Source organism: Agrobacterium tumefaciens (genome assembly GCF_005221385.1).
In the GTDB taxonomy this organism is placed as follows: Bacteria; Pseudomonadota; Alphaproteobacteria; order Rhizobiales; family Rhizobiaceae; genus Agrobacterium; species Agrobacterium tomkonis.
In genome coordinates this window covers 1,894,230-1,916,717 of sequence record NZ_CP039904.1, presented here as the reverse complement: position 1 = coordinate 1,916,717, position 22,488 = coordinate 1,894,230, and the positions used below count along the sequence as shown (strand labels likewise).

Genomic DNA, 22,488 nt, shown 5'->3' with positions numbered 1-22,488 from the left:
ACACTCCTCTCAATAGGGATCGACGGCATCGCGCAGGCCATCGCCCAGCGCGTTGAAGGCGAAGACGGTGACCAGCACGAAACCGACCGGGGCCAATATCCATGGATAGGAACCGATGACGGAATAGGTGGCGGTATCCTGCAGCATCAGCCCCCAGGAGATGAGCGGCGGCTTCACCGCAAAACCGAGGAAACCGAGGAAGGATTCGAGCAGCACGACGCTTGGAATATGCAGGGTGACGGCGACGATCACATGGCTCATCACATTCGGCAGGATATGCTGGAAAATGATGCGCCGGTCAGTGGCCCCGACCGCAATCGCCGCCCGCACATAATCGATACGCGCCAGCGCCAGCGTCTTGCCCCGCACTTCGCGGGACATCTGCGCCCAGCCGAGCGCCGACATGACACCGACGACGAAGACGAGGAAAACGGTCGTCGGCGCGGTGACAGGAATGAGTGAGGTCAGCGCGAGATAAAGCGGCAATTGCGGGAAAGCGAGCACCACTTCCACGAAACGCTGTATCCAGGCATCCAGAGGCCCGCCGAAATATCCTGATATCAGCCCGACGCTGGTGCCGATGACGGTGACGATGGCGACGACGCTGAGCGCGATGGCAAGCGAGATGCGCGAGCCATAGATGGCGCGCGACAGCACGTCGCGTCCGAATTTATCGGTTCCGAGAAAATGCACCGGCTGGCCATCCGTCGAGCCGAAGAAATGCCGGCTCATCGGGATGAGACCCAAAAGCTTGTATTCTGCGCCCTTGACGAAAAAGCCGAGATAAACCGGATTGTCATAGTCCGGCCCGACGATGGGCTGGAAGGTGATCGGATCGAGCTCTTCGGTCTCGGCGATGGCATAGACCCGCGGCGAAAGGCTGACATTGCCGTCCTTGTCGCTGAAGCGCACCACCTGCGGCGGCGAAAAGCTGCCATGGGTTTCGAGCGGGTTCATCGGCGCAAAAAAATCCGCGAAGATGGCAATGAGGATCAGCAGTACCACCAGCACCAGCCCGATCATGCCGGTGAACGAGCGCCGCAGACGCCGCCAGACAAGCGCGAGATAGCTCTCATTGCCATGGGCGGAGCGGTCGGGTTTTGCTGCAACGGTGGTTTCGTTCTTCATCTCGTCAAACGCCATCATCTCAGGCCCTCCCGAATTCGCGCACGCGCGGGTCGAGCATGGCCAGAAGCATATCGGCGATGATGTTGCCGATGATGAGCGTGGCGGCCAGCACCATCATGAATGTCGCAGTGACATAGACATCACCCACTGCCATGGAGCCGACGATGGCGGGACCGACGGTCGGCAGCGCGAAGATGATGGCGGTTTCGATCTCGCCGCTCAGCATGTAGGGCAGCACCACCCCCTGATACATGACGAGCGGGTGCACGGCATTCGGCACCGCATGGCGCATGATGACGGCGCCTTCCGAAAGCCCCTTGGCGCGCGCCGTCTCGACATATTGCGCATTCAGCGTATCGAGCAGATTGCCGCGCATCACCCGCATATTATAGGCCAGCCCACCGAAGACGGCGATGGCGACCACCGGCCAGACATGACTGACCAGATCGACGAATTTGCCCCACGACCACGGCGCACCGCCATATTGCGGCGAGAAGAAGCTTCCGATCTCGGAAACGTCGAAATGAAATACCATGAGATAGACGAGGATCAGCGCCATAAGGAAACGCGGGATCGTCATGCCGAGAAAGGCGATGGTGGAGAGCAGGTTGTCGACCCAGGAATATTGCCGTGTGGCCGCCCAGATGCCGAAACCGATACCGAGAACGGATGCAAAGATGTGGCAGACCAGCGCCAGCGCAATGGTGCGCGGCAGGCGTTCGCCAACCACATCGGCGACCGGCTTGTTGTAATAAAAGCTGTAGCCGAAATCGCCGCGCGTCACGATGCCGCCGATCCAGTTGAAATATTGCACCACGAGCGGCTGATCGAGACCGTGTTCGACACGATAGGCCTGCGCCTGCGCTTCCGCCTGTTCGAAAGACGCGCCGCCCTGGTTCATCAGCTGCGAGCGGATGTAATCGGCATAATCGCCGGGCGGCGCCTGAATGATGGCGAAGGTCACCACACTCAGGATCAGCAGCACCGGAATGGCGGATGCAACGCGTATCGTCAAAAATCGCAGCATCGACGGTCTCCTCGGTTTGGGTGGGCCGTGTGTCTCCGGCCGCGCTTCACGCGCGACCGGTACCGGGTGTTCTCCGGGAGGAGTACTTCAAGGTATTGGCATTTCCGGGCGGAAAAGCGGGGTCACCTTTTTCTGGAAATGCGCTAGCTATTTGTTTCTACGCATTTTCCGGACGTACAACCGCTACGCACTTTTCCTGGAAATGCTTTAGTTAATCGGCCCGCCCTCACCCGGCTTGCCGGGAAGCTGCTGCGGGAAAAGTTCGTATTTGCCCTGCTTGTCGGCCGCGACCCACAGGCGTTCGCGGATGATGGCGTCTTCAGCCCAGTTGAACATGAAGATCGGCGTGCCCTGCGGCACATTCGAGAACCGCTTGTTGACGATCAGCGCGCCGGGATATTCGGTGAGACCAATCGTATAGAGGTTCTGCGTATAGACCTTCTGATATTGCTTCATCAGGTCCGCCCGTTCGGCATTGTCCTGCGAGGAGATGAATTTCCGCACCAGATCGGCCATCTCCTTCTCGAACGGCATCAGGTCCAGCTCCTTGCCTTCGGGAGAGCGGTGGTTCCAGCTGGTGCGCGGGCCGACAGGGGCAAGCTGCTCGGTATTCTGCACCACGGACGAAAGCTCGGTGGAATTGCGGCGCACCAGCCAGTCGAACTGCCCGCCATAATGGGCGGCATCGCGCTGGTTGGAATCAAGGCTGTTGATGACGACGCGCAGGCCGAGTTTCGCCATCTGGCCGACGAGACCTTCCGCGAGGCTCTTGTCCGTCGCATAGCCATTATTAACGAGAAGGGTAATTTCGACATTGCGACCATCAAGCGTTTCCTTGGGGAAATTCAGGAAACCATCGCCATCGGTATCCTTCAGGCCAACCGAGGCGAGCGCCGCCTTGGCTGCCTCGAGGTTGAAGGGGTAATAGACCGTGGAGGCGCGATCATAAAAGCTGGTGCCCGATGAAATGCCGCCCGGATAGATCGCCGTGAAAGGCCCCTTCACCAGCGAGTCACCGATCGCCTTGCGATCGAGGGCCGATGTCACGGCCTGGCGGAACACCTCGTTGCGGTTCAGCTCGCGAATAGCCTGTCCACGTGCGTCCGGATTGCCCCAGCCATTGGCGGAAAAATTCATCTGCAGATTATAACCGATAAGCCGCGGCCCGAAGGCAAGGCGGGCCGGCGCATTGGGATCGGCGGCGCGTTTCAGCGAGGCGACGAAGTTCTCCGGCTGCTCGAGATTGGAGAAATCGCCCGATCCCGCCACGGCCTGCACATCACGGTCGGCCCAGGTGGAAAGCTTGTAGTGGACCTCGTTGAGATAGGGCAGCTGCTGGCCCTTTTCATCCACCTTCCAGTAATAGGGGTTGCGCCTGAGCACGATGATATCATCGGGCCGATAGGCGACCGGCACCCAAGCACCCATGACCGGCATGTTCATATATTCCGGCGGGAAAGCGTTCTTGAACTGGTTATAGGTGTTCTTGGAATATTTCGGATGCTGCGGTTTCAGTATATGCGACGGTCCGGGGCAGAAGCTCGGATAGGCCATGGTGTAGAGATACTGCTTGGGAAAAGCGGCCTTGAAGGTCCACTCCACGGTGTAATCATCGATCTTCTTGAGCGTCGTTCCCTCACCGAAAGCCTCGGGCGATGCGCCGCCGCCAAGCGGTGACACATTTGGATCGACGACGGCATCTTCCCAGTAGAACATCACATCATCGGCGTTGAAGGCTTCGCCGTCCGACCACTTGGCGCCCTTGACGAGATGCATCGTCAGCCTGTGGCCGTCTTCGGACCATTCCCAGCTTTTCGCCAGATTGGGCAGCGGTTCGGTGTCCTTGGCATCCACCTGGAAGAGCGGTGCGGTGCGCGTCAGGCATTCGGAAAGGGCGATATCGATGCCACCCCAACCCTGGCTCTGGCCGGCAATATAGTTCCAGCCTTCGGGCCTGCCGCCGACCACATGGCGCATCGTGTCGCCGTAAACGCCGGCGCCGTCGGGCATGTTGGCCGCCTTGTAGACCAGCGGCTCTTCCGGCAAACGCTCCTTCAGCGGCGGCAATTTGCCGGTCTTTTCGAATTTCTCGCTGACCCAGTCGGGTTCGCTGTAATTCGGCAGCGCCTTGAATTCGAGGATCGAGTCGCGCGCGACATAATTGATCTTGCCTTCGGCCGGAAATTGCGGCGGCTCCGGCGGCGTGGTGGTCTCGAAGGCATTCGCATTGAGTGCGATCATCGAAACACCGAGACCCAGTGCCGAGATGATACCAATCTTGCATTGAAGTAACATCGTCATTCCTCCCAAATGGCAGCCCTTCGACCGCCCACCCTCTTTGATCGTTGCGACCGGGCGGCAAACTCCCTTTTGCCGCCGGCCTGTTTCCTCGCTTTTCCTCAAACGGCCTTTTTCAACGCCGATTTTTCGGCCCGCAATTCCTCGATGGAGCGCACATTGCGGCGCGCAGCTCCCGCCCAGTCACGGGTCTTGACGCTGGATTTCGCAAGCCGCTCCTTGGCGGCCGGCACGGCATCGGCGTATTGAGGCAGCCAGCGCGCCTGCGCGACAACCATCTCATCGACCATCTGCCAAACCTCCTCCGGCGTAGCGACAGCGCCGACCAGCGGGTCATGCAGCACCGCAAGTTTCAGAAGATCGATATCGCCACTCACCGCCGCATGGACAGACATGCGCTGGACGTTGATGGAGGCCATGCAGGTGGCAGCACAAGCTTCCGGCAACGTCACGCCCGAGACCATGTTGATGCCGAAACGATCAACGAAGCCGGGCGATTCGATGATCGCATCCGCAGGCAGGTTACTGATGACGCCATTGTTCTTGACGTTGAAATGGCCGCGATAGACGCGCCCGGTTTCCAGCGCTTCCAGAATGTGGCTCGCATGTTCGTTGGAGCGCTTCGCCGGGTCGATGGGCTTGGCGGCGGATGCCAAGAACTGCGGAAACTCCGTTTCGAACCAGTTGCGCGTTTCGGTGGAATGGCGGAGATACCCGCCGGTTTCGCCGTGAATCCAGTCGGACATGTCGATCCAGCGGGCGATTTCCTCCGGCCGCTTGCGATACCACGGCAGATATTCGGAGAGATGGCCGTTGCTTTCCGTCGAATAGACGCCGAAACGCTTCAGCACATCGATGCGCAGCTTCTCCTGCTGCGAGAAGACCGGATGCGCTTCGAAGGCGGCGATCAACTCGTCCTTTTCGATCTTGCGGCCGTTCAGTCTCAGATCGATAAACCATGTCTGGTGGTTGATGCCCGAGCAGATGTAATCCAGTTCGGACACGCTTTTCGCACCGAGAATTTCGGCGATCTGTTCGGCACCGTGCTGCACGCCATGGCAGAGACCAACCGTATCTACCTTGCCATATTCGATGGCCGCCCACGTGTTCATCGCCATGGGGTTGGCATAGTTCAGGAATTTTGCGCCGGGTGCCGCGACCTCGCGGATATCCTTGCAGAAATCCAGGATGACCGGAATGTTGCGCTGGCCGTAGAGAATGCCGCCGGCGCAGATCGTATCGCCGACGCACTGATCGATGCCATATTTCAACGGAATACGGATATCGTCGGCATAGGCTTCCAGACCGCCGACCCGCACGCAGCTGATGATGTATTTGGCACCCTCCAGCGCCCTGCGGCGGTCGGTATCGGCTGTCACCTTCACCGGAAAACCATTGGCCTCGACGATCTTTTCAAGGATCGCCTTGATCATATCGAGATTGTGCTGGCTGATATCCGTCAACGCGACTTCAATGTCGCGAAACTCCGGCACGCACAGGAGATCGGTGAACAGTTTTTTCGTGAAACCGACGCTGCCTGCGCCAATAATAGCGATTTTGAAACTCATAACGCCACCTCTGTTGCAAATCGAACGGGTGAAACGGGCCGAAGGGTCATGAAATGGCGCTGTAGAAAAATACCCGTAAGAATCCCGGAAAACCGGCCTTCCTCCCAATTTTTCAGCAACAATATCCCGTTGGCTGTCTCCTCGGATCGGGATTATGCGTATAAAGAGGGTGAGGACCAGAGAAGGATTATGCTTTCATGGGTAATTTTGTGCTGCACGATTTGATCGATCAGGGACCGGGCATGCGCACCGTCTCGCTGCCGCGCGGCCGCCAGACGCTGCACACCATGCCGACCAGCAGCGGTTATGAAATCCGCCGCGGCGGCAATTACGACTGGGACGGACGCAAGCGCGGCCAGACGCCCTTCACGGTGCTGCAATATTGTATCAGCGGACAGGGCAACCTGCGTTACGAGAACCGCCACTATGTGGTGAAGCCGGGCGAAACCCTGCTGCTGCTCATCCCGCACAATCACCGCTACTGGCTGGAAGAGGGCAAGGAGTGGGAATTCTTCTGGATTTCCATGAATGGCGAGGAAGCCCTGCGCATTCACCGCAACATCCTCGCCGTCACCGGCCCGATCCTCAAGCTCCAGTCCGAAACCGTCGATCACCTTGCCGAATGCTGTTCGCGCCTCGTTAATGGCGCGGAAACACCAGGGGCCGCCTCCGCCGTGGCCTATGAAGCAGCTATGACGCTTTATGATGATGTCTTCGGTTCGCACCCTTCTTTCGGCGGCGAATATCGCACCCTGCAACAGGTGCTGAGCCACATAGACAGCCATCTCGGCGAGCGTCTTTCCGTCAGCGACCTTGCGGGCGTCGCCGGCCTCAGCCGCGCGCATTTTTCCCGCATCTTCACGGCAAGCGAAGGCATGCCGCCCGCTGAATTCGTGCTGCAACGCCGATTGAGGCGGGCGGCCAAGCTTCTCACCACGGCCGCAAACATCCCGATCAAGGAGGTTTCCGTGCTGTGTGGGTTCGAGGATCCGAACTATTTCTCCAAGGTCTTCCGCCGTCTTTACGGCACGAACCCCAGCGAATTTCGCACCACCGGCATGTATGCGAGCGTTCGGCAGGACGGAACCTGAAAAAACAACTTCGTTTTGCCACGTTTCAGGCGACTAAGAATGGACTGAACAACCTCCTTGGAGACCGGCTGAGGTGAACAGCAAAGTCCGCACGATCCTCGTTTTTCCAATCAGGGCAATCATCGTATTTGCACTGATCCTCGACGGAATTTTCCGGCCGCTTTATCGGCCTGTCATCAGGGCCATATCCGGCATAACATTCATCAGGCGACTGGAAAACCGGATCGCCGACTTGCCGCGTCTCGCCATTCTTCTCTGTCTCGCCGTGCCCTTCGCTATTGCCGAACCCATGAAGATCGTCGGCCTTCTCCTGATTGCCCATGGTGCAATCAAGACAGGGATCGGTGTCACGATCCTCGCCCATCTCGCAACCTTCCTGATCGTCGAACGCATCTATCACGCGGGGAAGGAAAAGCTCCTCACCTATGCCTGGCTCGCCTGGATCATGCGCTATGTGCGCTTCGCCCGTTCCTTTTACGATCGCGCCAAACTGGCGACCTTGAACTGGATCCGGCTGAGGGTCTTGGAATTCCAGAGGTAAGGGCGTTTCCGTTACTTCCGGCGGCGCAGCTTCTTTAAAACATATTCCACAAGTGCGGTGGACTGCAACGAAACGAGGATGATGGCGATGCCGAGCACGACACGGGTTTCGGGCACCTCGTCAAAGATGAAATATCCGACAGCCGTGACGAACAGGATCGAGAGATAGCTGACGGGTGCAAGAACGCTGGCATCGGCGATACGATAAGCCCGCAGGAAGCAATATTGCCCCATCTGCGCCAGAAGCCCGATGGCCAGCAGCGGACCCCAGTCGAGCGGCGCAACCGGCTTCCATGTCCAGATCGCCGGAACAGCAGTGATGACGGCAAGGCCAACGGTATAAAACACCATCATGACCGTGGTGTTTTCCTGCCGCAACGCCCGGGTCTGGATCACTGCAAGTGCGCCGAACACCACAGATACGAGGACGACAAGCACGCCCCCGTTAAACTCCGCCCCACCCGGCCCGATGACGACAAGCACGCCGGCAAATGCGAGGCAGGCTCCGGCCCAGCGATACCGACTCACTCTTTCACCGAGAAAAGCAACGGCCATCGCCATCGTCACCAATGGTCGGGAGAAGCCGACGGCGTTGACCGTGGCAAGCGGCAGGAGGGTGATGGCGATGAAATTGCTGGTGAGCGCAATGGCGTTGCAGCAGATGCGGAAGAGGTTGCGCCAGGGATATTTGACGCGCAGCATCTCCATCCGATGCCGCCAGATCAAAGGCAGGATGAAGATAAGGCCGATCATCGCCCGGATGAAGACGAGCTGGAAGGCGGGATAGGTAACACCCTGCGCCTTGACCAGCGCTGTCATTCCTCCCGCAACAAGGGTCATGTCCAGCAACAGCCAGCCGATACCGGCGCGCGTATCGGTTTCGCGCGGGTTTTCCTGTTTCTCACTTTGTCCGTGGGCATTCACGCCGGTTGCACAAGGTTTGCCATGAGGCGGAACGCCCCCGGCACAAGCTTGTCCATCTGGTGATGCAGCACGAGGCTGGTATGGGTGTGACGGCCCTTGCCGATGACGCCCGAGACCAGCGCGCCCTTGAGAGGCTGTTCATCGACATCGTGCATGGCGAGCAATGGCTCGTACACGTCATCCCAGCGCGAGGCGAAATAAAGCCCGCGCTCCTTGTCCCAGCCCGCCCAGTCGGCGGCATCGATGACATTGGGGCCGGCAAGCAGCGGATGATCGGGCAACAGCACCGTCACCTCCGCCTTCGGGTCCGTTACCCGCCAGCGCAGGGACGGCTTGCCGATTTCAAGTCGCCGGACCGGCGTTGTCTCCGGGTTCCATCCGTCGGTCGGCCGGTGATAGAGCGTGATGAGATGGCCGCCGTTTTCGACAAAGCGATGGAGCTTCTCCGTCGCAGCAGTGAGATCCCTGCGGATGCCGAAGGCGAATATGCCGACGACAATTGTCGTGAAAGACGAGAGATCGCCGCCGAGCGCCTGCGCGTCAAGTTCGGTGACATCGAGACCTATACGCGACAGCCATGAACCGACCCGGTCCGCACCGCCGCCGACATAACCGATCCGCGCGCCCTTGGGCAGTTTGAGGTCCAGCGACAGAATTTTCATGACGGACGGGGCCAGAAACCGCGCCCTGCCAATATGCGGATAGGCGATAGGGGTGACCTGGAAAGCCGGCTGCGAACCGGAGATCGCCTCAAGCTGTGAAAGCCCCGCAGCGCCCTCGCCCGTGCGTTCGGCAATCCAGTCGTCTCCCGATTTTTGCACATTCCAGCCGCCAGCGCCCCTGAATGAAATCGGTGTATCCGCGCCTTTCACAAGGGCCTGAAACACATGTGTGTCCCGGCCTTGCCCCAGCGGAACGAGAAAAGCATCCGGCGAAAGCGTGAGCGACTGCGCCGGCGTAACAAAAAACGGTTCTTCCAGATCAAAGAAGGCGGAAACCTCCCGCCCCTCAAGCGTTGCAGCCACACGTACGAAACCATGGCCGTTGCCGCCAGCCGCCTTCCAGTCCGGCTGATAGAGACCTGAGACAGCCGTGGTTTGATCGGCGGCAAGGGAAAAGACAACTGTCTGTCCCAACGACCTGATGGACGACGACACTCCACTCGGAAGAACCGGTGTTACCTTGATATCGAATTCCGCCGCCCGGTCGGAAAGCTCCACAGAAAGCGACGTTTCCCCACCCGGAACGATCTCTGCCGGCTCGGCATAGGCCCGCTCGAAAAGATTAAGCGCGGTCAGAATGGCAGCATCGACTTCAGCCCGTTTGCGCGTGATCCTGTGGCCGTGCAAGTCCGTGAATTCACTTGCCGCGGCTTCATCCACCTTTTGCAGAAGGGCCGCCGCATCAAGTAGCGATCTGGTGATTTCCCGCGTGTCGGGAAAAGCCGCAATCGCCCGGTTGATGGCCTTTTCGGCCTCGACCAGTGCTTTCTGGGATTCGGCATCCAGCCCCGCAACGCCGGCAAGGGCGGCAAGCGTCGATGGCAGGTTGTCGAGGATCGATCCTTCTTCTCGATTGGCGGCGTCAGAGAGTTCGAGATGAAGCGGCCAGAGTTCCTGTGCACGCTTTGGCCAGTGCCCCATTCCCTGCGAGGCATGGTAATAACGTGACCATTCGCCGATACGGTCATATTCCGCACCGGTCGCCGGCTCCTTGCCGACCGCATTGATCGTCAGGGTGGTTTCCGGCGGCGGCACTTCGTCATCATAGGTATCACCACCGCCCGACCATGCCGGAAGGTAGAACTTCGCCACCTTCCAGGGCTTCAGCCCCTCGGAGAAATGTTCAGGGTAAGCGGAAGGATCGGCCGCCAGCGCAATCGCGCTTCTTGCAGCCCGTGTCATGGCGCGGTGGTGCCCGTGCTGGCCCGGCACATCGAGAAATGTCGGGATGACGATATCGGGACGCTCCTTGCGATAGGCCCGCACCAATCTTTCGACGATGCGCTGCTGCCCCCAGCGGCCGAAGGTCTGGTCGCCATCCTTGGAGAAACCGAAATCATGGATCATATCCGCCGGTCCGTGGCCAAGCCAGCTTATGTCGGCATCGATGACACGGGCGGCCTCTTCGAGTTCCCGCGAGCGAATGACACCAAGCGCGCCCAGTCTTTCCGGCCCCAGCGCGTTCTGCCCGCCCTCGCCGCGTGTCGAACAGGCAATGATGATCCGCATGCCCAGTTCCATGCGGAAATAGGCGAGAAGGCCGTTCTGCTCATCATCCGGATGCGCGCCGGTATGCATGATGGTGGCGGTGGATTTCAGCGCGCTCAGCTTGCGATGCAGGCGAACGAGCCATGGATCGGCCATCTGCCGTTCGATGCGTTCGCGGGGGGTAAGCATGGGCGGTCTCCTCCAATATTCAGCCCGGCGCCTGTGCTGCGGCTCCCGGGGATGTCTCCAGTTTTGGTGTGACGATATCGAACAGCGGCAGCGCCGCAGCGCCAAGGGCGGCGGTCAACTGCCCTGATTTGCCGTGCATGACGCGCGGCAGTTCCCGCTGCCGCCGGCTTGCGACCGAGGTCGGCAAATCCCCCATGCGCTGAATGATTTCGCTGATGATGACCTCCGGCAGCGCGCCACCGAGGATGACGGTCTGCGGATCGAGAATGTTCTCCAGCATGGCAATCATCGGCGCGAGATGGGCCGAGGCATCGTCGATCCACTCTGTCACGACCGGATCGCCGGCTTTGAACAGAGCTTCAAGATCGCCAAGTTCGGTATCGGCGATACCGGCATGGCTAAGCTTTTCCTTCAGCACGTAAACGGAAGCATAGGCTTCCAGGCAGCCTTTTTGCCCGCAGGACGGGCAGGCCCTGCCCCGCGGCGATACGGTGACGTGGCCGATTTCGCCGGCGTTTCCGAATGCACCGCGATAGGGCGAGCCATCCTGAATGATGCCAAGACCGATACCGACGCCGAAATAGATCATGCAGAAATTGGGGATCGCCAACCCCGCGCCGAACAGGCGCTCCCCGACGGCAGCGGCTGTCGCGTCATTTTCCACCACAACCGGCTGGCCGCAGGCGTCGCTCAGCATCTGGCGGGCATCGATGCCGCCCCAGCCGGAAAGGGTCGTTGGCCCGACCGAGGTCATGCCATCGATCTCGAAGGGACCGGGCATGACGACGCCGGTGCCGAGCAGCCTGCAACCGAGATTTTTCGCAACAGCCGCATGCTCGGCGGCAAAGGTCTTGAATATGGCCTCCGGAGTGGTGTCCGTCAGCGGCGTGACGCGATGGGTGCGCAGCACGCCGGCGAGATCGAGGCCGACGGTGACCATATGGTCGGCGGCGATTTCCACGCCGATCGTCGCGCCGCCATCCGGATTGACGGCGAACTGGATCGGCGGCTGACCCCTGCCGGTGCGGCGTCGGCCGAGTTCCTTCAGCAATTCTTCACCCACCAGCTCATCGACGATGTTGGCGACTGCCTGGGCTGTCAGATGGGTGATCTTGGCGATCTGGGCGCGACCGAGCGATCCGTGACGCCTGACGAGGTCGAGGACGACTCGCCTGTTATGCTCGCGGCTCCGCTCAGGATTTTTTCCGATTGCTACGGGATAGGCATCCACCGTGTGCACCGTCATCTCTTCAATTTCCCCGTCCCTTAGAAAATTCATAACGTCCAAATGACGATAAGCGCAATATAATAATTCAAGTAAATTATCTTATTGACAAATGCCCGTGTTCGGAGAACCGTAGAGAACGACCGGGGGTCAGGCTCGCATGGGGGATGGGACACAAAAATTCCCGTTGCCGGGCGAGTGAATGAGCACGCGCGAAAGCGCGGATAAAGGGAACGATCACTCCGCATCCGGAAGACCGGACGGAGGAAATGGAGGGTTACATGCGCAGGGCAACTCTGTTCGCCGGCTTGGTCGCCGGTTTCAGCACATTTGCATTCAACGCCGCGCAGGCGGTTGAAATCGAATATTGGCAATATGTCTTCGACACACGCGTAAAGGCCATGGATGAGCTGATCGCGGAATTCCAGAAGGCCAATCCTGACATCACCGTCAAGCAGGTGACCTTTCCATACGCCGATTACCAGACGCGCGTCATCGCCGCCAATCTTTCCGGCAAGGGCCCGGACGTGATGCAGCTCTTCTATGGCTGGCTGGATAAATTCGCAGCCGGCGGCATCCTGCAGCCGCTGCCAACCGACGCCTTCCCGCATGACAAGATCGAAAGCGAATTTTTCCCGATCGTCAGCGCCATGAAACGCGGCGACGATTATTACGGCCTGCCGACAGCGGTTCGTTCGCTGGCGCTCTTCTACAACAAGAAGCTCTTCACCGAAGCAGGTCTCGACGCCGCCAATCCGCCGAAGACGCTCGATGAATTCGTGGCAGCCGCGGAAAAGATCGCCAAGCACGACGCCGCCGGAAACCTGACGGTCGCCGGCTCCACGCTCGACATGGGCGGGCAGGATCACCAGTGGTGGCGTGAGATTCTCATTCGCCAATATGGTGGCGAACCCTATACCGACAACGACCAGAAGGTCGCCTATAACAGCGAGGCGGGCGTTCAGGCGCTGAAATTCTACACCAGCCTGCAGCTTGAAAAGAAGATCGGTCAGGCCGGCTTCATGGATGAAGGCCAGGCCGCCTTCCGCGCCGGCAAGGCCGGTATGACCATCGACGGCACCTTCCGGCTGGGCTCGTTCCGCACCATCAAGGATTTCGAATGGGGCGTGACCGAACTTCCCACCAATGACAAGAATATCCGCTCCAACTATGCGAGCTACTTCGCCAACGGCATCAGCGCCAAGACGACAGGTGAAGAGCTTGAGGCGTCGAAGAAGTTCCTCGCCTATATCTCCTCCCCGGAAGCCATGGCGATCTGGCTGAAGACGGTGGGCGAGTTGCCGGCGCGGCGCTCTGCGGCGCTGACAGAAGAAAACCTGAAGGACCCGATCTACGCGCCGTTCCTGAAGGGTCTGGAATATGCCCATACAACATTGTTCATGGATGAAGCCGCCCAGCGGCAGAACGCCATCGACATGACCAACCGGGTCCTGCTCGAAGGTCAGTCGGTCGAAGATTCCATCAAGCAGGCCGCCGAGGCCGAGCAGGAAATCATCGACGCGGCGAAACCCTGAAAACCGCAGGTCCAACAATGACAGCGATCGATCAACAGGGGGCGGCACCCGGCCGCCCCGGCGGCTCCTTCGGAGATCGCCTTTCCATGCGCACCAAACGGCTTTTGTGGATCTGGAGCTTTCTGGCAATCCCGATCCTCTTTTACAGCGTCATCCGTTTTTACCCGACGCTGCAGGCCTTCTATCTATCCTTCACCAACTGGGACCTGCTGCGACCGGCAAAGTTCATCGGCATCGCCAATTACGTCAAGCTGTTCAAGGACCCGCAATTCTGGAAGGTGTTCAAGAACACCTTTGCCTATCTTATCGTCGGTACGCCGATCAGCCTCGTTCTGGCTTTCGTCATCGCGTTTTATCTGGACCGGGTGCGCATTCTGCACGGCTTCATCCGCGCGCTTTATTTCCTGCCATACCTGACCACGGCTGCCGCCATGGCCTGGGTTTGGCGCTGGTTCTATCAGCCGCCGCCCATCGGCATCATCAACGACGTTCTCGGCCTCATCGGCATTCCCCAGCAGCCATTTATTCGCTCCACCGATCAGGCGCTTTATTCGGTGATGGTAACCGCCATCTGGGCGGGCCTCGGTTTCCAGATCATCATCTTCATGGCAGGCCTGCGCGCCATTCCGACGACATTCTACGAAGCCGCCCGTATCGACGGGCTGGGTGAATGGGCGATCCTGCGCAAGATAACCTTGCCGCTTCTGAAACCCACCACCGTTTTCCTCGTGGTGTTTTCATCCATCGGCTTCCTGCGCATTTTCGACCAGGTCTATAACATGACCACCAATGATCCGGGCGGGCCGCTCGGTTCCACCAAACCGCTGGTGCTGATGATCTACCAGACCGCATTCAACTCCTATGCGATGGGCTATGCCGCCGCGCAGACGGTCGTCCTGTTCACCATTCTTCTCGTCGTATCGCTGATCCAGCTCTGGGTCCTGAGGGAAAAAAAATGAGCGAAGCGTCGCCACTCTCCCACGCCCGCATCCGACCCGGCCGCATTCTCGCCTGGACGCTGCTGTTCATCGGTGGCCTGATCATGGTTTCGCCGCTGCTGTTCATGTTCTCGACATCGTTCAAGACGGCGGATCAAGTCTATGATCTCAGGCTCATCCCGGCTGCGCCGACAATCGCAAACTACATCACCGTCATGGCTGACGGCCGTTTCCTGCGCTGGTTTTTCAACTCGATGCTGGTCGCCGTTGTCGTCACCATTTCCAACTGTTTCTTCGACAGTCTGGTCGGTTATACGCTGGCGAAGTTCGAGTTCCGTGGTCGATACTTCATCTTCCTCGCAATCCTCTCGACACTGATGATACCGACCGAAATGCTCGTTATTCCGTGGTATCTGATGTCCAGCCAGCTGGGCTGGCTCGACAGCTACTGGGGCATCATGTTTCCGGGCATGATGACGGCCTTCGGCACCTTCCTGATGAAGCAGTTCTTCGAGACGGTTCCTAACGATTTCATCGAGGCCGCGCGCGTCGACGGGCTGAACGAATTCCAGATCTGGTGGAAAGTCGCCCTGCCACTGGTGACGCCGGCGCTCTCCGCACTCGCGATCTTCACCTTCCTTGGCAACTGGACAGCCTTTTTCTGGCCGCTGATCGTCACGACCAGCAAGGAACTCTATACCCTGCCGGTCGGCCTCTCGAGCTTTGCCGTGGAGCAGCAGATCCAGTGGGAAATGATCATGACGGGCGCAGCCATTGCGACCATCCCCACCCTTATCGTCTTCATCGTCCTGCAACGCTACATCGTGCGCGGTGTGATGCTGGCGGGTCTGAAAGGATAATATCATGGCCGATATCAACCCGCGCCAATCGGATACCAGCAAGTTTCCCGACCCTGTCTACAAGGAAACAGTGCTGCGCCCGCTTTTCGACGGTGCCAAGAACCACCATGTCGACGGCTTCCGCCGCATCGACCGCGCCCATCTCGTCATGCTTCGGGAAACCGGCATTCTCGACGCCGAAACGGCGGCCAAAATCGCCGGCGCGCTTGAGGATATCGACAGGACCATCGAGCCATCGGAACTTGTCTATACCGGCGAGGTCGAGGATTTCTTCTTCCTGATCGAAAAGGAACTGAAAGCCCGCATCGGCGTCGATGTGGCAGGTCGCCTGCACACGGCCCGTTCGCGCAACGATATCGATCACACGCTGTTCAAGATCGGCCTCAAGGACAAGATCGACACGCTCACCGCCAAGGCACGCGTTCTGCTGAAAGCGCTGATCGATGCCGCCGAGCGCAATCAGTCCACGCTGATTGTGGCCTATACGCATGGGCAGCCCGCCCAGCCCACGACCTTCGGCCATTACCTTTCCGCCGCCATCGAGGTGTTGATAAGGGATATTGACCGCTTCGCTGAGGCGCGCCGCATCGTTGACCTTTCGCCGATGGGCGCTGCCGCCATCACCACCTCGGGCTTTCCAATCGACCGTGCACGCGTTGCCGAATTGCTGGGCTTTGCCGCGCCACTGCGCAATTCCTATTCCTGCATCGCCGCCGTCGATTATACGACAGCAACCTACGGCGCGATCGAGCTGATGTTCCTGCATCTCGGTCGGCTCATTCAGGATTTCCAGTTCTGGACGAGCTTCGAAGTTGGCCAGATCTACGTGCCAAATTCGCTGGTACAGATTTCCTCCATCATGCCGCAGAAGCGCAACCCGGTGCCGATCGAACATCTGCGCCACCTCGCCAGCCAGACATTCGGCCGGGCGCGTACCGTGCTTGATGTGATGCACAATACGCCCTTCACCGACATGAACGACAGCGAAGGCGAAACCCAGGGCATGGGTTACGAGGCCTTCGCTTCCGCCGGCCGGGTTCTCGATCTTCTCGCCAGCCTCGTTGGCCAGATCAGCATCGATCCTGAAAGGGTCGACCAGAACATCCGCCGTTCCTGCATCACCATCACGGAACTGGCGGATTCGCTTGTCCGCATCGAAGACCTGTCGTTCCGCCAGGCGCATGAAATTGCCGCGACCGTCGCCAGAAGCGTCGTCGCCCTGAAGGGCGATCTGCCGAATGACGGCTATCACCCGTTCCTCAAGGCCTTCAATGAGCTGACAGGACGCGAGACCGGCATTGACGAGGAAAAGTTCAGGCAGATCGTCTCGCCGGAGCACTTCGTCGCGGTTCGCAGCCGCTTTGGCGGCCCTGCCCCCGAACCGATGCGGGAGGCCATTGCGGCCTATCGAGACAAGCTGGGTGCGTTGGCAGCGGAAGCACAGCGATCCGCCGACCACGAAGCGGCGAAGGCCACCGAACTGACAGAGAAATTTACCGCCCTGACGGGAGCGCGATAATGGCGACAATCGAACTCAATCAACTCGTGAAGCGCTACGGCAAGGTCGAAGCGGTCAAAGGCATAGACCTGGCCATTGAAGACGGCGAATTCGTCGTTTTTGTCGGCCCTTCCGGCTGCGGCAAATCCACTACGCTCAGAATGATCGCCGGGCTGGAAGAGATTTCCGATGGCACGCTCAAGATCGCCGGAAATGTCGTCAACGAGAAAGAGCCGAAACAACGCAACATCGCCATGGTCTTCCAGAACTATGCGATCTACCCGCATATGACGGTTCGCCAGAATATCGGCTTCGGGCTTTATACATCGAAGCTCGACAAGGCGGAAAAGAACCGGCGCATTGAAGAGGCCGGCCGGGTGCTGGGACTGGAAGCCCTGCTTGACCGCCGTCCCGCGGCCCTGTCGGGCGGCCAGCGGCAGCGCGTCGCCATCGGCCGCGCCATGGTGCGCGATCCTGCCGCCTTTCTGTTCGATGAGCCGCTATCCAATCTCGACGCGCAGCTGAGATCGCAGATGCGCATTGAAATCAAGCGCTTGCACCAACGTCTTAAGACAACAACCGTCTACGTCACCCACGATCAGGTGGAAGCCATGACCATGGCGGACCGGATCGTGGTGATGAAGGATGGCCATATATTGCAGGTCGGCACGCCGACGGAACTTTATGAGACGCCGGTGGATATTTTCACCGCGCGCTTCATCGGCAGTCCCTCCATGAACCTGCTGCGCGGCGCCAGAGCGACGAACCGCATCGCGCCTTCGGCAACGGGCGATCTTTTGATCGGCGTCCGACCGCACGATCTGCTCGTTGGGGAAAGCGAGGCGGCCCAGGACGCCTTTTCTCTCGAGGGAACGGTCACGGCCGTTGAGCCGCTCGGTCCGGAAACGCTGGTTCATCTGGATACGGACACGACCTCCGTGATAGCAACAGCCAGAGGCAAATCCATTCCGGCCGTCGGCAGCCGGCTGCAATGCCGCGCCGAGGCGGGGGCGCTCTACCTTTTCGATGCGAAAACGGAAAAGCTTCTGGGCCGTGCATGATGACAACAGAAAAATCAGCCGTCATCAGCATCGGCCGGATCTATTGCGACCTTATTTTCACCGGGCTTGATGAATTGCCGGTGCTCGGCCGGGAACTCTTTGCCCGCGACATGGAAATGGCCGCTGGCGGCGGGGCCTTCATCGCCGCCGCGCATTTCGCCCATATCGGCCGCCCGGCCGCGTTGCTTGCAAGGCTCGGCACCGACACGCTTTCACGCGCGATCGGCGAGAAGATGCAGCAAAGCGGCGTCGACCTGCAATTTCTGGAGCATTCGGCGGATGCGGGGCCGCAAGTCACGGTGGCAAGCGTGGTCGGGCAGGACCGGGCGTTTCTGACGCGCCGCGCCGGTGCCGTTCGCCCTTCAACGCTTGATGCCGCCTTTGCCTGGAACGGGGCATGCCATCTGCATATCGCCGAATTCGCCACGCTGCACGAAATCCCCGATCTCGTCTCCCGCGCCAAGGCAAACGGCCTGTCCGTCTCGCTCGATCCGAGCTGGGACGCGGCACTGATATATGACAAGGGACTACTCAAGGCCTGTGCGGGGGTTGACGTCTTTTTGCCCAATCTTGAGGAAGCCGAAGCAATCACGGGTCATTCAGAGCCGGAAGCGGCCATTAAGGCACTGGCGGAGGCTTTTCCCCTCGTCGCCCTCAAAGGCGGTGCGCAGGGCGCATGGGTATCCTCTTCAGCCGGACTTCGGCATGCCGCGGCTCAAAAAGTCCCTGTCATCGACACGACGGGCGCAGGTGACGCCTTTAATGCAGGCTTTCTTGACGCATGGCTTCATCGGCTGGGCGACGAACAATGCCTCAAGGCGGGTGTTGCGGCGGGCAGTCTTGCGGTGCAGGCGGCGGGCGGCGCGCCAAGGGCGACCGCCGCGTGACACGCCCTGCCCGCCTCATTCCCCGCGCGGAAAGCGCTGGTTTTCCTCCAGCACGTTGAGGTCCATGTGGTTGCGCATGTAGCGTTCCGAGGCCTTTTGCAAGGGCTGGTAATCCCACGGATAATAGGCGCCGTTGCGCAGCGCCTTATAGACCACCCAGCGCCGCGCCTGACTTTCGCGAACGGCAGCGTCGAACCCCGGCAATTGCCAACGCCGGCCAATCTCGGCGGAAAGCGATGAGAGCACATCGCTGAAAGCGGGATCGCCGGCAAGATTGATGCGCTCTTCCGGGTCAGCTTCGAGATCGTAGAGCAGTGGCGGATCGGCCTCGCAGACCGACAGCTTGTAGCGGCCGTCCCTGATGGCGACGAGCGGCGCGATGGAGCCTTCGGCGGCATATTCCATCGGCACCGGGCCGCGCTCGCCAGCTCCAGCAGCCAGCGCCGCCAGATCTTCGCCATCCGTCCAGCGTTTGAGTGAAGTGATATCGAGCCCCGCCAATCCGCACAGCGTCGGCGTGACATCCAGCGTCGAGACCGGTGCATCGATCAAAGCCGGCTGCCAGCCGGGTGCGGCGATCATCAAGGGCACGCGGGCGGAACCCTCGAAGAAACACATCTTGAACCACAGGCCGCGCTCGCCCAGCATATCGCCATGGTCCGACAGGAAGAGGATGATCGTGTCCTCCTCCATCCGCGTCGCCTTCAGGACGTCGAGGATTTCGCCGATCTTCTCGTCGATATAGGAGATATTGGCGAAATAACCGCGCCGTGCCCGGCGCATCTGCTCTGCCGAAATATCGAAAGCTTCGTGATCGCAGGCCTCCAGCAACCGCTTCGAATGCGGGTCCTGCTCCTCGAAGGCAATCGCCGGCGTCTGCGGGTCGAGCGCCGGGCAATCCTCGTAGAGGTCCCAGAATTTGCGCCGCGCCACATAGGGGTCGTGCGGGTGGGTGAAGCTGACCGTCAGGCACCACGGGCGATCATCGAGCCGGCGCGACAGGTCGTAGAGCTTGCGGGTGGCGTGATAGGCCACCTCGTCGTCATATTCCATCTGGTTGGTGATTTCCGCGACACCTGCGCCAGTCACCGAACCGAGATTGTGATACCACCAGTCGATCCGCTCACCGGGCTTGGTATAGTCGGGTGTCCAGCCGAAATCCGCCGGATAGATATCCGTCGTCAGGCGTTCCTCGAAGCCATGCAGCTGGTCGGGCCCGACAAAATGCATCTTGCCCGAAAGGCCGGTGTAATAACCCGCCGCCCGCAGATGATGGGCATAGGTCGGAATATCGGAAGCAAATTCGGCGGCATTGTCGTAAACCCGCGTGCGACTGGGCAATTGCCCGGACATGAAGGAGGCGCGGGCCGGTGCGCAGAGCGGGCTTGCGGTATAAGTGTTGGCGAAGCGGACAGACCGCTCCGCCAAGGCTTTCAGATGTGGTGCATGGAGAAAATCGGCCGGGCCATCGGGAAAAAACGTCCCGTTAAACTGGTCGGCCATCAGGATCAGAATATTGGGACGCGGCATTTCCACTTTCCGATTTTAGAGGCCCAGCTTACCCTTGACGGCATCCGCACCCGGCTTGCCATCCAGCGTGGTAACGCCCTGCAGCCAGCCATCCAGCGCCTGCGGATTGGCCTTCAGCCAGGCCGCCGCCGCGGCCTTCGAATCCTCACCACCGAGAATGGAGCCCATCAGGGTATTTTCCATGCCGATATCGAATTTCAGGTTCTTGAACAGCGTCGCCGCATTCGGGCATTGCTGCGGCCAACCGGTGCGGGCGAGCGTATGGACTTCCGCGCCGCCGAAATTCGGGCCGAAATAGGCGTCACCGCCGGAGAGGTAGGCGATATCGATCTTCTCATTCATCGGATGCGGCGCCCAGGCAAGAAAGACCACGGCCTTCTTGTCCCTGCCAGCCCGCTCCACCTGCGCCAGCATGGCCTGCTCGCCGGATTCGACCAACTGCCAGCCTTTCAGGCCGAAATCATTGGCATCGATGATCTTCTGGATATTCTGGTTGGCCGGTGCACCCGGCTCGATGCCGTAGATCTTGCTTTCGAACTCATCGGCATGTTTGGCGAGATCGGCGAAATCCTTGACGCCCTTTTCCGCCATATAGGAAGGCACTGCCAGCGTAAACTTTGCGCCTTCAAGGTTCTTCGTCATCACCTCGGCCGCCTTGGCCGCGTTCAGGTCATCGACGAAGGATTTCTGGGCCGGCATCCAGTTGCCGAGAAAAACGTCGATCTCGCCGTTTTTCATCGCCTGATAGCCAATCGGCACCGACAGTGTCTTGACGTCGGCCTCATAACCCAACGCATCGAGCAGGACGGAAGCGACGCCATTGGTGGCGGTGATGTCGGTCCAGCCGGGATCGCTGAGACGGATCGTCTTGCAGGCCGCGTCATCGGCCGCCTGAAGCGGGGTGGAGAAGGCCGCCACGGACAGAATGAGACCGGCGGCGATGCGATGCAGATGAGAAATGGTTTTCATTGCGGCTCCCCTTTTATCAATCCAGTTTATTGAACACCACGTTGCTTTTGCCTGTGAAGCGGGTATTTTTCGATAGTTGATATAAGGAATTTTAATGTCAGACCGACCGCTCGATCTGGGATGGATGCGCATTTTCACCGAGGTTGCCCGCCGCGGCAGCCTGACGGCTGCGGCGGCATCCCTGCGGCTGACCCAGCCAGCCGTCAGCTATCAGATTCGCAGGCTGGAGGAGGAACTGGGCGTGGCGCTCGTGCAGCGCAGACATCGCGGCATCGAACTGACGACGGAGGGTCAGAGGCTTTTCGAGATCGTCTCGCGCAATGTCGACGCCATCGACCTTCTCGCTCAGCAGCTTCGCCGGACGGAGGAGCGGCAGACCATCCGTCTGCACACGGACTATGCCTTTTCGTCCTTGTGGCTCATCCCGCGCATGCATGGTTTTCGCGCGCTCAATCCGGATATCAATATCCAGATCGTCGCCACGCAGGACCCGCTCGGCCAGGGCAAACACGATAGCGACGTGATGATCATTTTCGGAACGCGGCAGGAAGCGGGCGACGGGGCGGTATTGCTGCTTTCGGAAAAGGTCACGCCGGTCTGCTCGCCTGCCCTGCTGGCCGGGACACCGGCACCCGCGACCGTTGCGGATTTTTCGCGACGGAAGCTCATCCACCTCGAAAACACCTCGCAGGCGCACTGGTTCGACTGGCCTTCCTATTTCAAGCACTTCGGCGTGCTGAGAACGGCCGACCACGATGGCGGCGATATCAGCTTCAACAATTACACCATGGTGGTGCAGGCAACCATCGGCGAACAGGGGTTCGCGCTCGGCTGGGCCGGGCTGGTCGATCCGTTGCTCGAGGCCGGCGTGCTGGTAACGGCAGGCCCAAGCCTTGACGCACCGGGACGCGGCTACTGGCTGATGCGACCGAAAAGCAGCGACAGCGCGGTGAGAAAACTCACCGGCTGGCTGATCGACGAGCGGCGATGACGCCGCCCGCCAGCCTGTA

The 22,488-nt window shown here is 59.8% G+C and carries 18 protein-coding genes; 9 read left to right on the top strand and 9 right to left on the bottom strand.

Features of this window, described 5'->3' with window-relative positions; all coding sequences use genetic code 11:
- Positions 1-9: 9 nt before the first annotated feature.
- From CFBP6623_RS24005 to CFBP6623_RS23990, 4 genes are all read right to left on the bottom strand, one after another.
- Positions 10-1,128 carry an ABC transporter permease gene (locus CFBP6623_RS24005; RefSeq protein WP_408606506.1) on the bottom strand — a complete coding sequence of 373 codons (1,119 nt, stop codon included), beginning with the start codon at positions 1,126-1,128 and terminating at the stop codon, positions 10-12.
- A 19-nt stretch (positions 1,129-1,147) separates the two neighbouring features.
- Positions 1,148-2,155: an ABC transporter permease gene (locus CFBP6623_RS24000; protein ID WP_046801204.1), complete on the bottom strand. Its 1,008-nt coding sequence runs from the start codon at positions 2,153-2,155 to the stop codon at positions 1,148-1,150.
- Positions 2,156-2,362: 207 nt separating this feature from the next.
- Entirely contained in the window at positions 2,363-4,450 is a 2,088-nt protein-coding gene (locus CFBP6623_RS23995; protein ID WP_080843061.1) for an ABC transporter substrate-binding protein, read from the bottom strand.
- Between the two features lie 104 nt (positions 4,451-4,554).
- Positions 4,555-6,021, bottom strand: coding sequence for an alpha-glucosidase/alpha-galactosidase (locus CFBP6623_RS23990; RefSeq protein WP_080843060.1), 1,467 nt, complete (start codon positions 6,019-6,021; stop codon positions 4,555-4,557).
- Positions 6,022-6,218: 197 nt separating this feature from the next.
- Here CFBP6623_RS23990 and CFBP6623_RS23985 point away from each other — a divergent pair, with 197 nt between their 5' ends.
- Both CFBP6623_RS23985 and CFBP6623_RS23980 read left to right on the top strand, forming a co-directional pair.
- Positions 6,219-7,112, top strand: coding sequence for an AraC family transcriptional regulator (locus CFBP6623_RS23985; protein ID WP_046801201.1), 894 nt, complete (start codon positions 6,219-6,221; stop codon positions 7,110-7,112).
- A 73-nt stretch (positions 7,113-7,185) separates the two neighbouring features.
- Entirely contained in the window at positions 7,186-7,653 is a 468-nt protein-coding gene (locus CFBP6623_RS23980; RefSeq protein WP_046801200.1) for a hypothetical protein, read from the top strand.
- A gap of 11 nt (positions 7,654-7,664) precedes the next feature.
- Here the strand turns inward: CFBP6623_RS23980 and CFBP6623_RS23975 are convergent, their stop codons facing one another.
- From CFBP6623_RS23975 to CFBP6623_RS23965, 3 genes are read right to left on the bottom strand one after another with little or no spacing between them, the layout of a single operon-like run.
- The gene (locus tag CFBP6623_RS23975) at positions 7,665-8,576 is read right to left on the bottom strand and encodes a DMT family transporter (protein WP_080843059.1); all 912 of its coding nucleotides are present in this window, start codon (positions 8,574-8,576) and stop codon (positions 7,665-7,667) included.
- Positions 8,573-10,975, bottom strand: a complete 2,403-nt coding sequence (locus tag CFBP6623_RS23970; protein WP_080843058.1) for a PIG-L family deacetylase — start codon at positions 10,973-10,975, stop codon at positions 8,573-8,575. The genes CFBP6623_RS23975 and CFBP6623_RS23970 overlap by 4 nt, the downstream gene beginning before the upstream one ends.
- A 19-nt stretch (positions 10,976-10,994) precedes the next feature.
- Positions 10,995-12,221 carry an ROK family transcriptional regulator gene (locus CFBP6623_RS23965; protein WP_046801197.1) on the bottom strand — a complete coding sequence of 409 codons (1,227 nt, stop codon included), beginning with the start codon at positions 12,219-12,221 and terminating at the stop codon, positions 10,995-10,997.
- A gap of 248 nt (positions 12,222-12,469) precedes the next feature.
- Between CFBP6623_RS23965 and CFBP6623_RS23960 the strand changes: the two genes are divergently transcribed.
- The 6 genes from CFBP6623_RS23960 to CFBP6623_RS23935 are packed head-to-tail and all read left to right on the top strand — an operon-like array spanning position 12,470 to position 18,979.
- Positions 12,470-13,735: an extracellular solute-binding protein gene (locus CFBP6623_RS23960; RefSeq protein ID WP_046801196.1), complete on the top strand. Its 1,266-nt coding sequence runs from the start codon at positions 12,470-12,472 to the stop codon at positions 13,733-13,735.
- Positions 13,736-13,752: 17 nt separating this feature from the next.
- Positions 13,753-14,694: a carbohydrate ABC transporter permease gene (locus CFBP6623_RS23955; RefSeq protein WP_080843057.1), complete on the top strand. Its 942-nt coding sequence runs from the start codon at positions 13,753-13,755 to the stop codon at positions 14,692-14,694.
- On the top strand, positions 14,691-15,533 hold the full coding sequence (locus CFBP6623_RS23950) for a carbohydrate ABC transporter permease (protein WP_046801194.1): 843 nt from the start codon (positions 14,691-14,693) through the stop codon (positions 15,531-15,533). The genes CFBP6623_RS23955 and CFBP6623_RS23950 overlap by 4 nt, the downstream gene beginning before the upstream one ends.
- 4 nt (positions 15,534-15,537) lie before the next feature.
- Entirely contained in the window at positions 15,538-17,052 is a 1,515-nt protein-coding gene (gene argH, locus CFBP6623_RS23945; protein WP_080843056.1) for an argininosuccinate lyase, read from the top strand.
- The gene (locus tag CFBP6623_RS23940; RefSeq protein ID WP_080843055.1) at positions 17,052-18,092 is read left to right on the top strand and encodes an ABC transporter ATP-binding protein; all 1,041 of its coding nucleotides are present in this window, start codon (positions 17,052-17,054) and stop codon (positions 18,090-18,092) included. Before argH ends, CFBP6623_RS23940 begins: the two co-directional genes overlap by 1 nt.
- Positions 18,089-18,979: a carbohydrate kinase family protein gene (locus tag CFBP6623_RS23935; protein ID WP_080843054.1), complete on the top strand. Its 891-nt coding sequence runs from the start codon at positions 18,089-18,091 to the stop codon at positions 18,977-18,979. The genes CFBP6623_RS23940 and CFBP6623_RS23935 overlap by 4 nt, the downstream gene beginning before the upstream one ends.
- 15 nt (positions 18,980-18,994) lie before the next feature.
- On the opposite strand, the gene betC is transcribed toward CFBP6623_RS23935, so the two are convergent.
- A complete protein-coding gene (betC, locus tag CFBP6623_RS23930) occupies positions 18,995-20,509 on the bottom strand; it encodes a choline-sulfatase (protein ID WP_080843053.1) in 1,515 nt (504 codons plus the stop codon).
- Between the two features lie 15 nt (positions 20,510-20,524).
- The gene (gene choX / locus CFBP6623_RS23925) at positions 20,525-21,478 is read right to left on the bottom strand and encodes a choline ABC transporter substrate-binding protein (RefSeq protein WP_080843052.1); all 954 of its coding nucleotides are present in this window, start codon (positions 21,476-21,478) and stop codon (positions 20,525-20,527) included.
- Between the two features lie 94 nt (positions 21,479-21,572).
- Between choX and CFBP6623_RS23920 the strand changes: the two genes are divergently transcribed.
- Positions 21,573-22,469: a choline sulfate utilization transcriptional regulator gene (locus CFBP6623_RS23920; protein ID WP_080843051.1), complete on the top strand. Its 897-nt coding sequence runs from the start codon at positions 21,573-21,575 to the stop codon at positions 22,467-22,469.
- Positions 22,470-22,488: the final 19 nt, after the last annotated feature.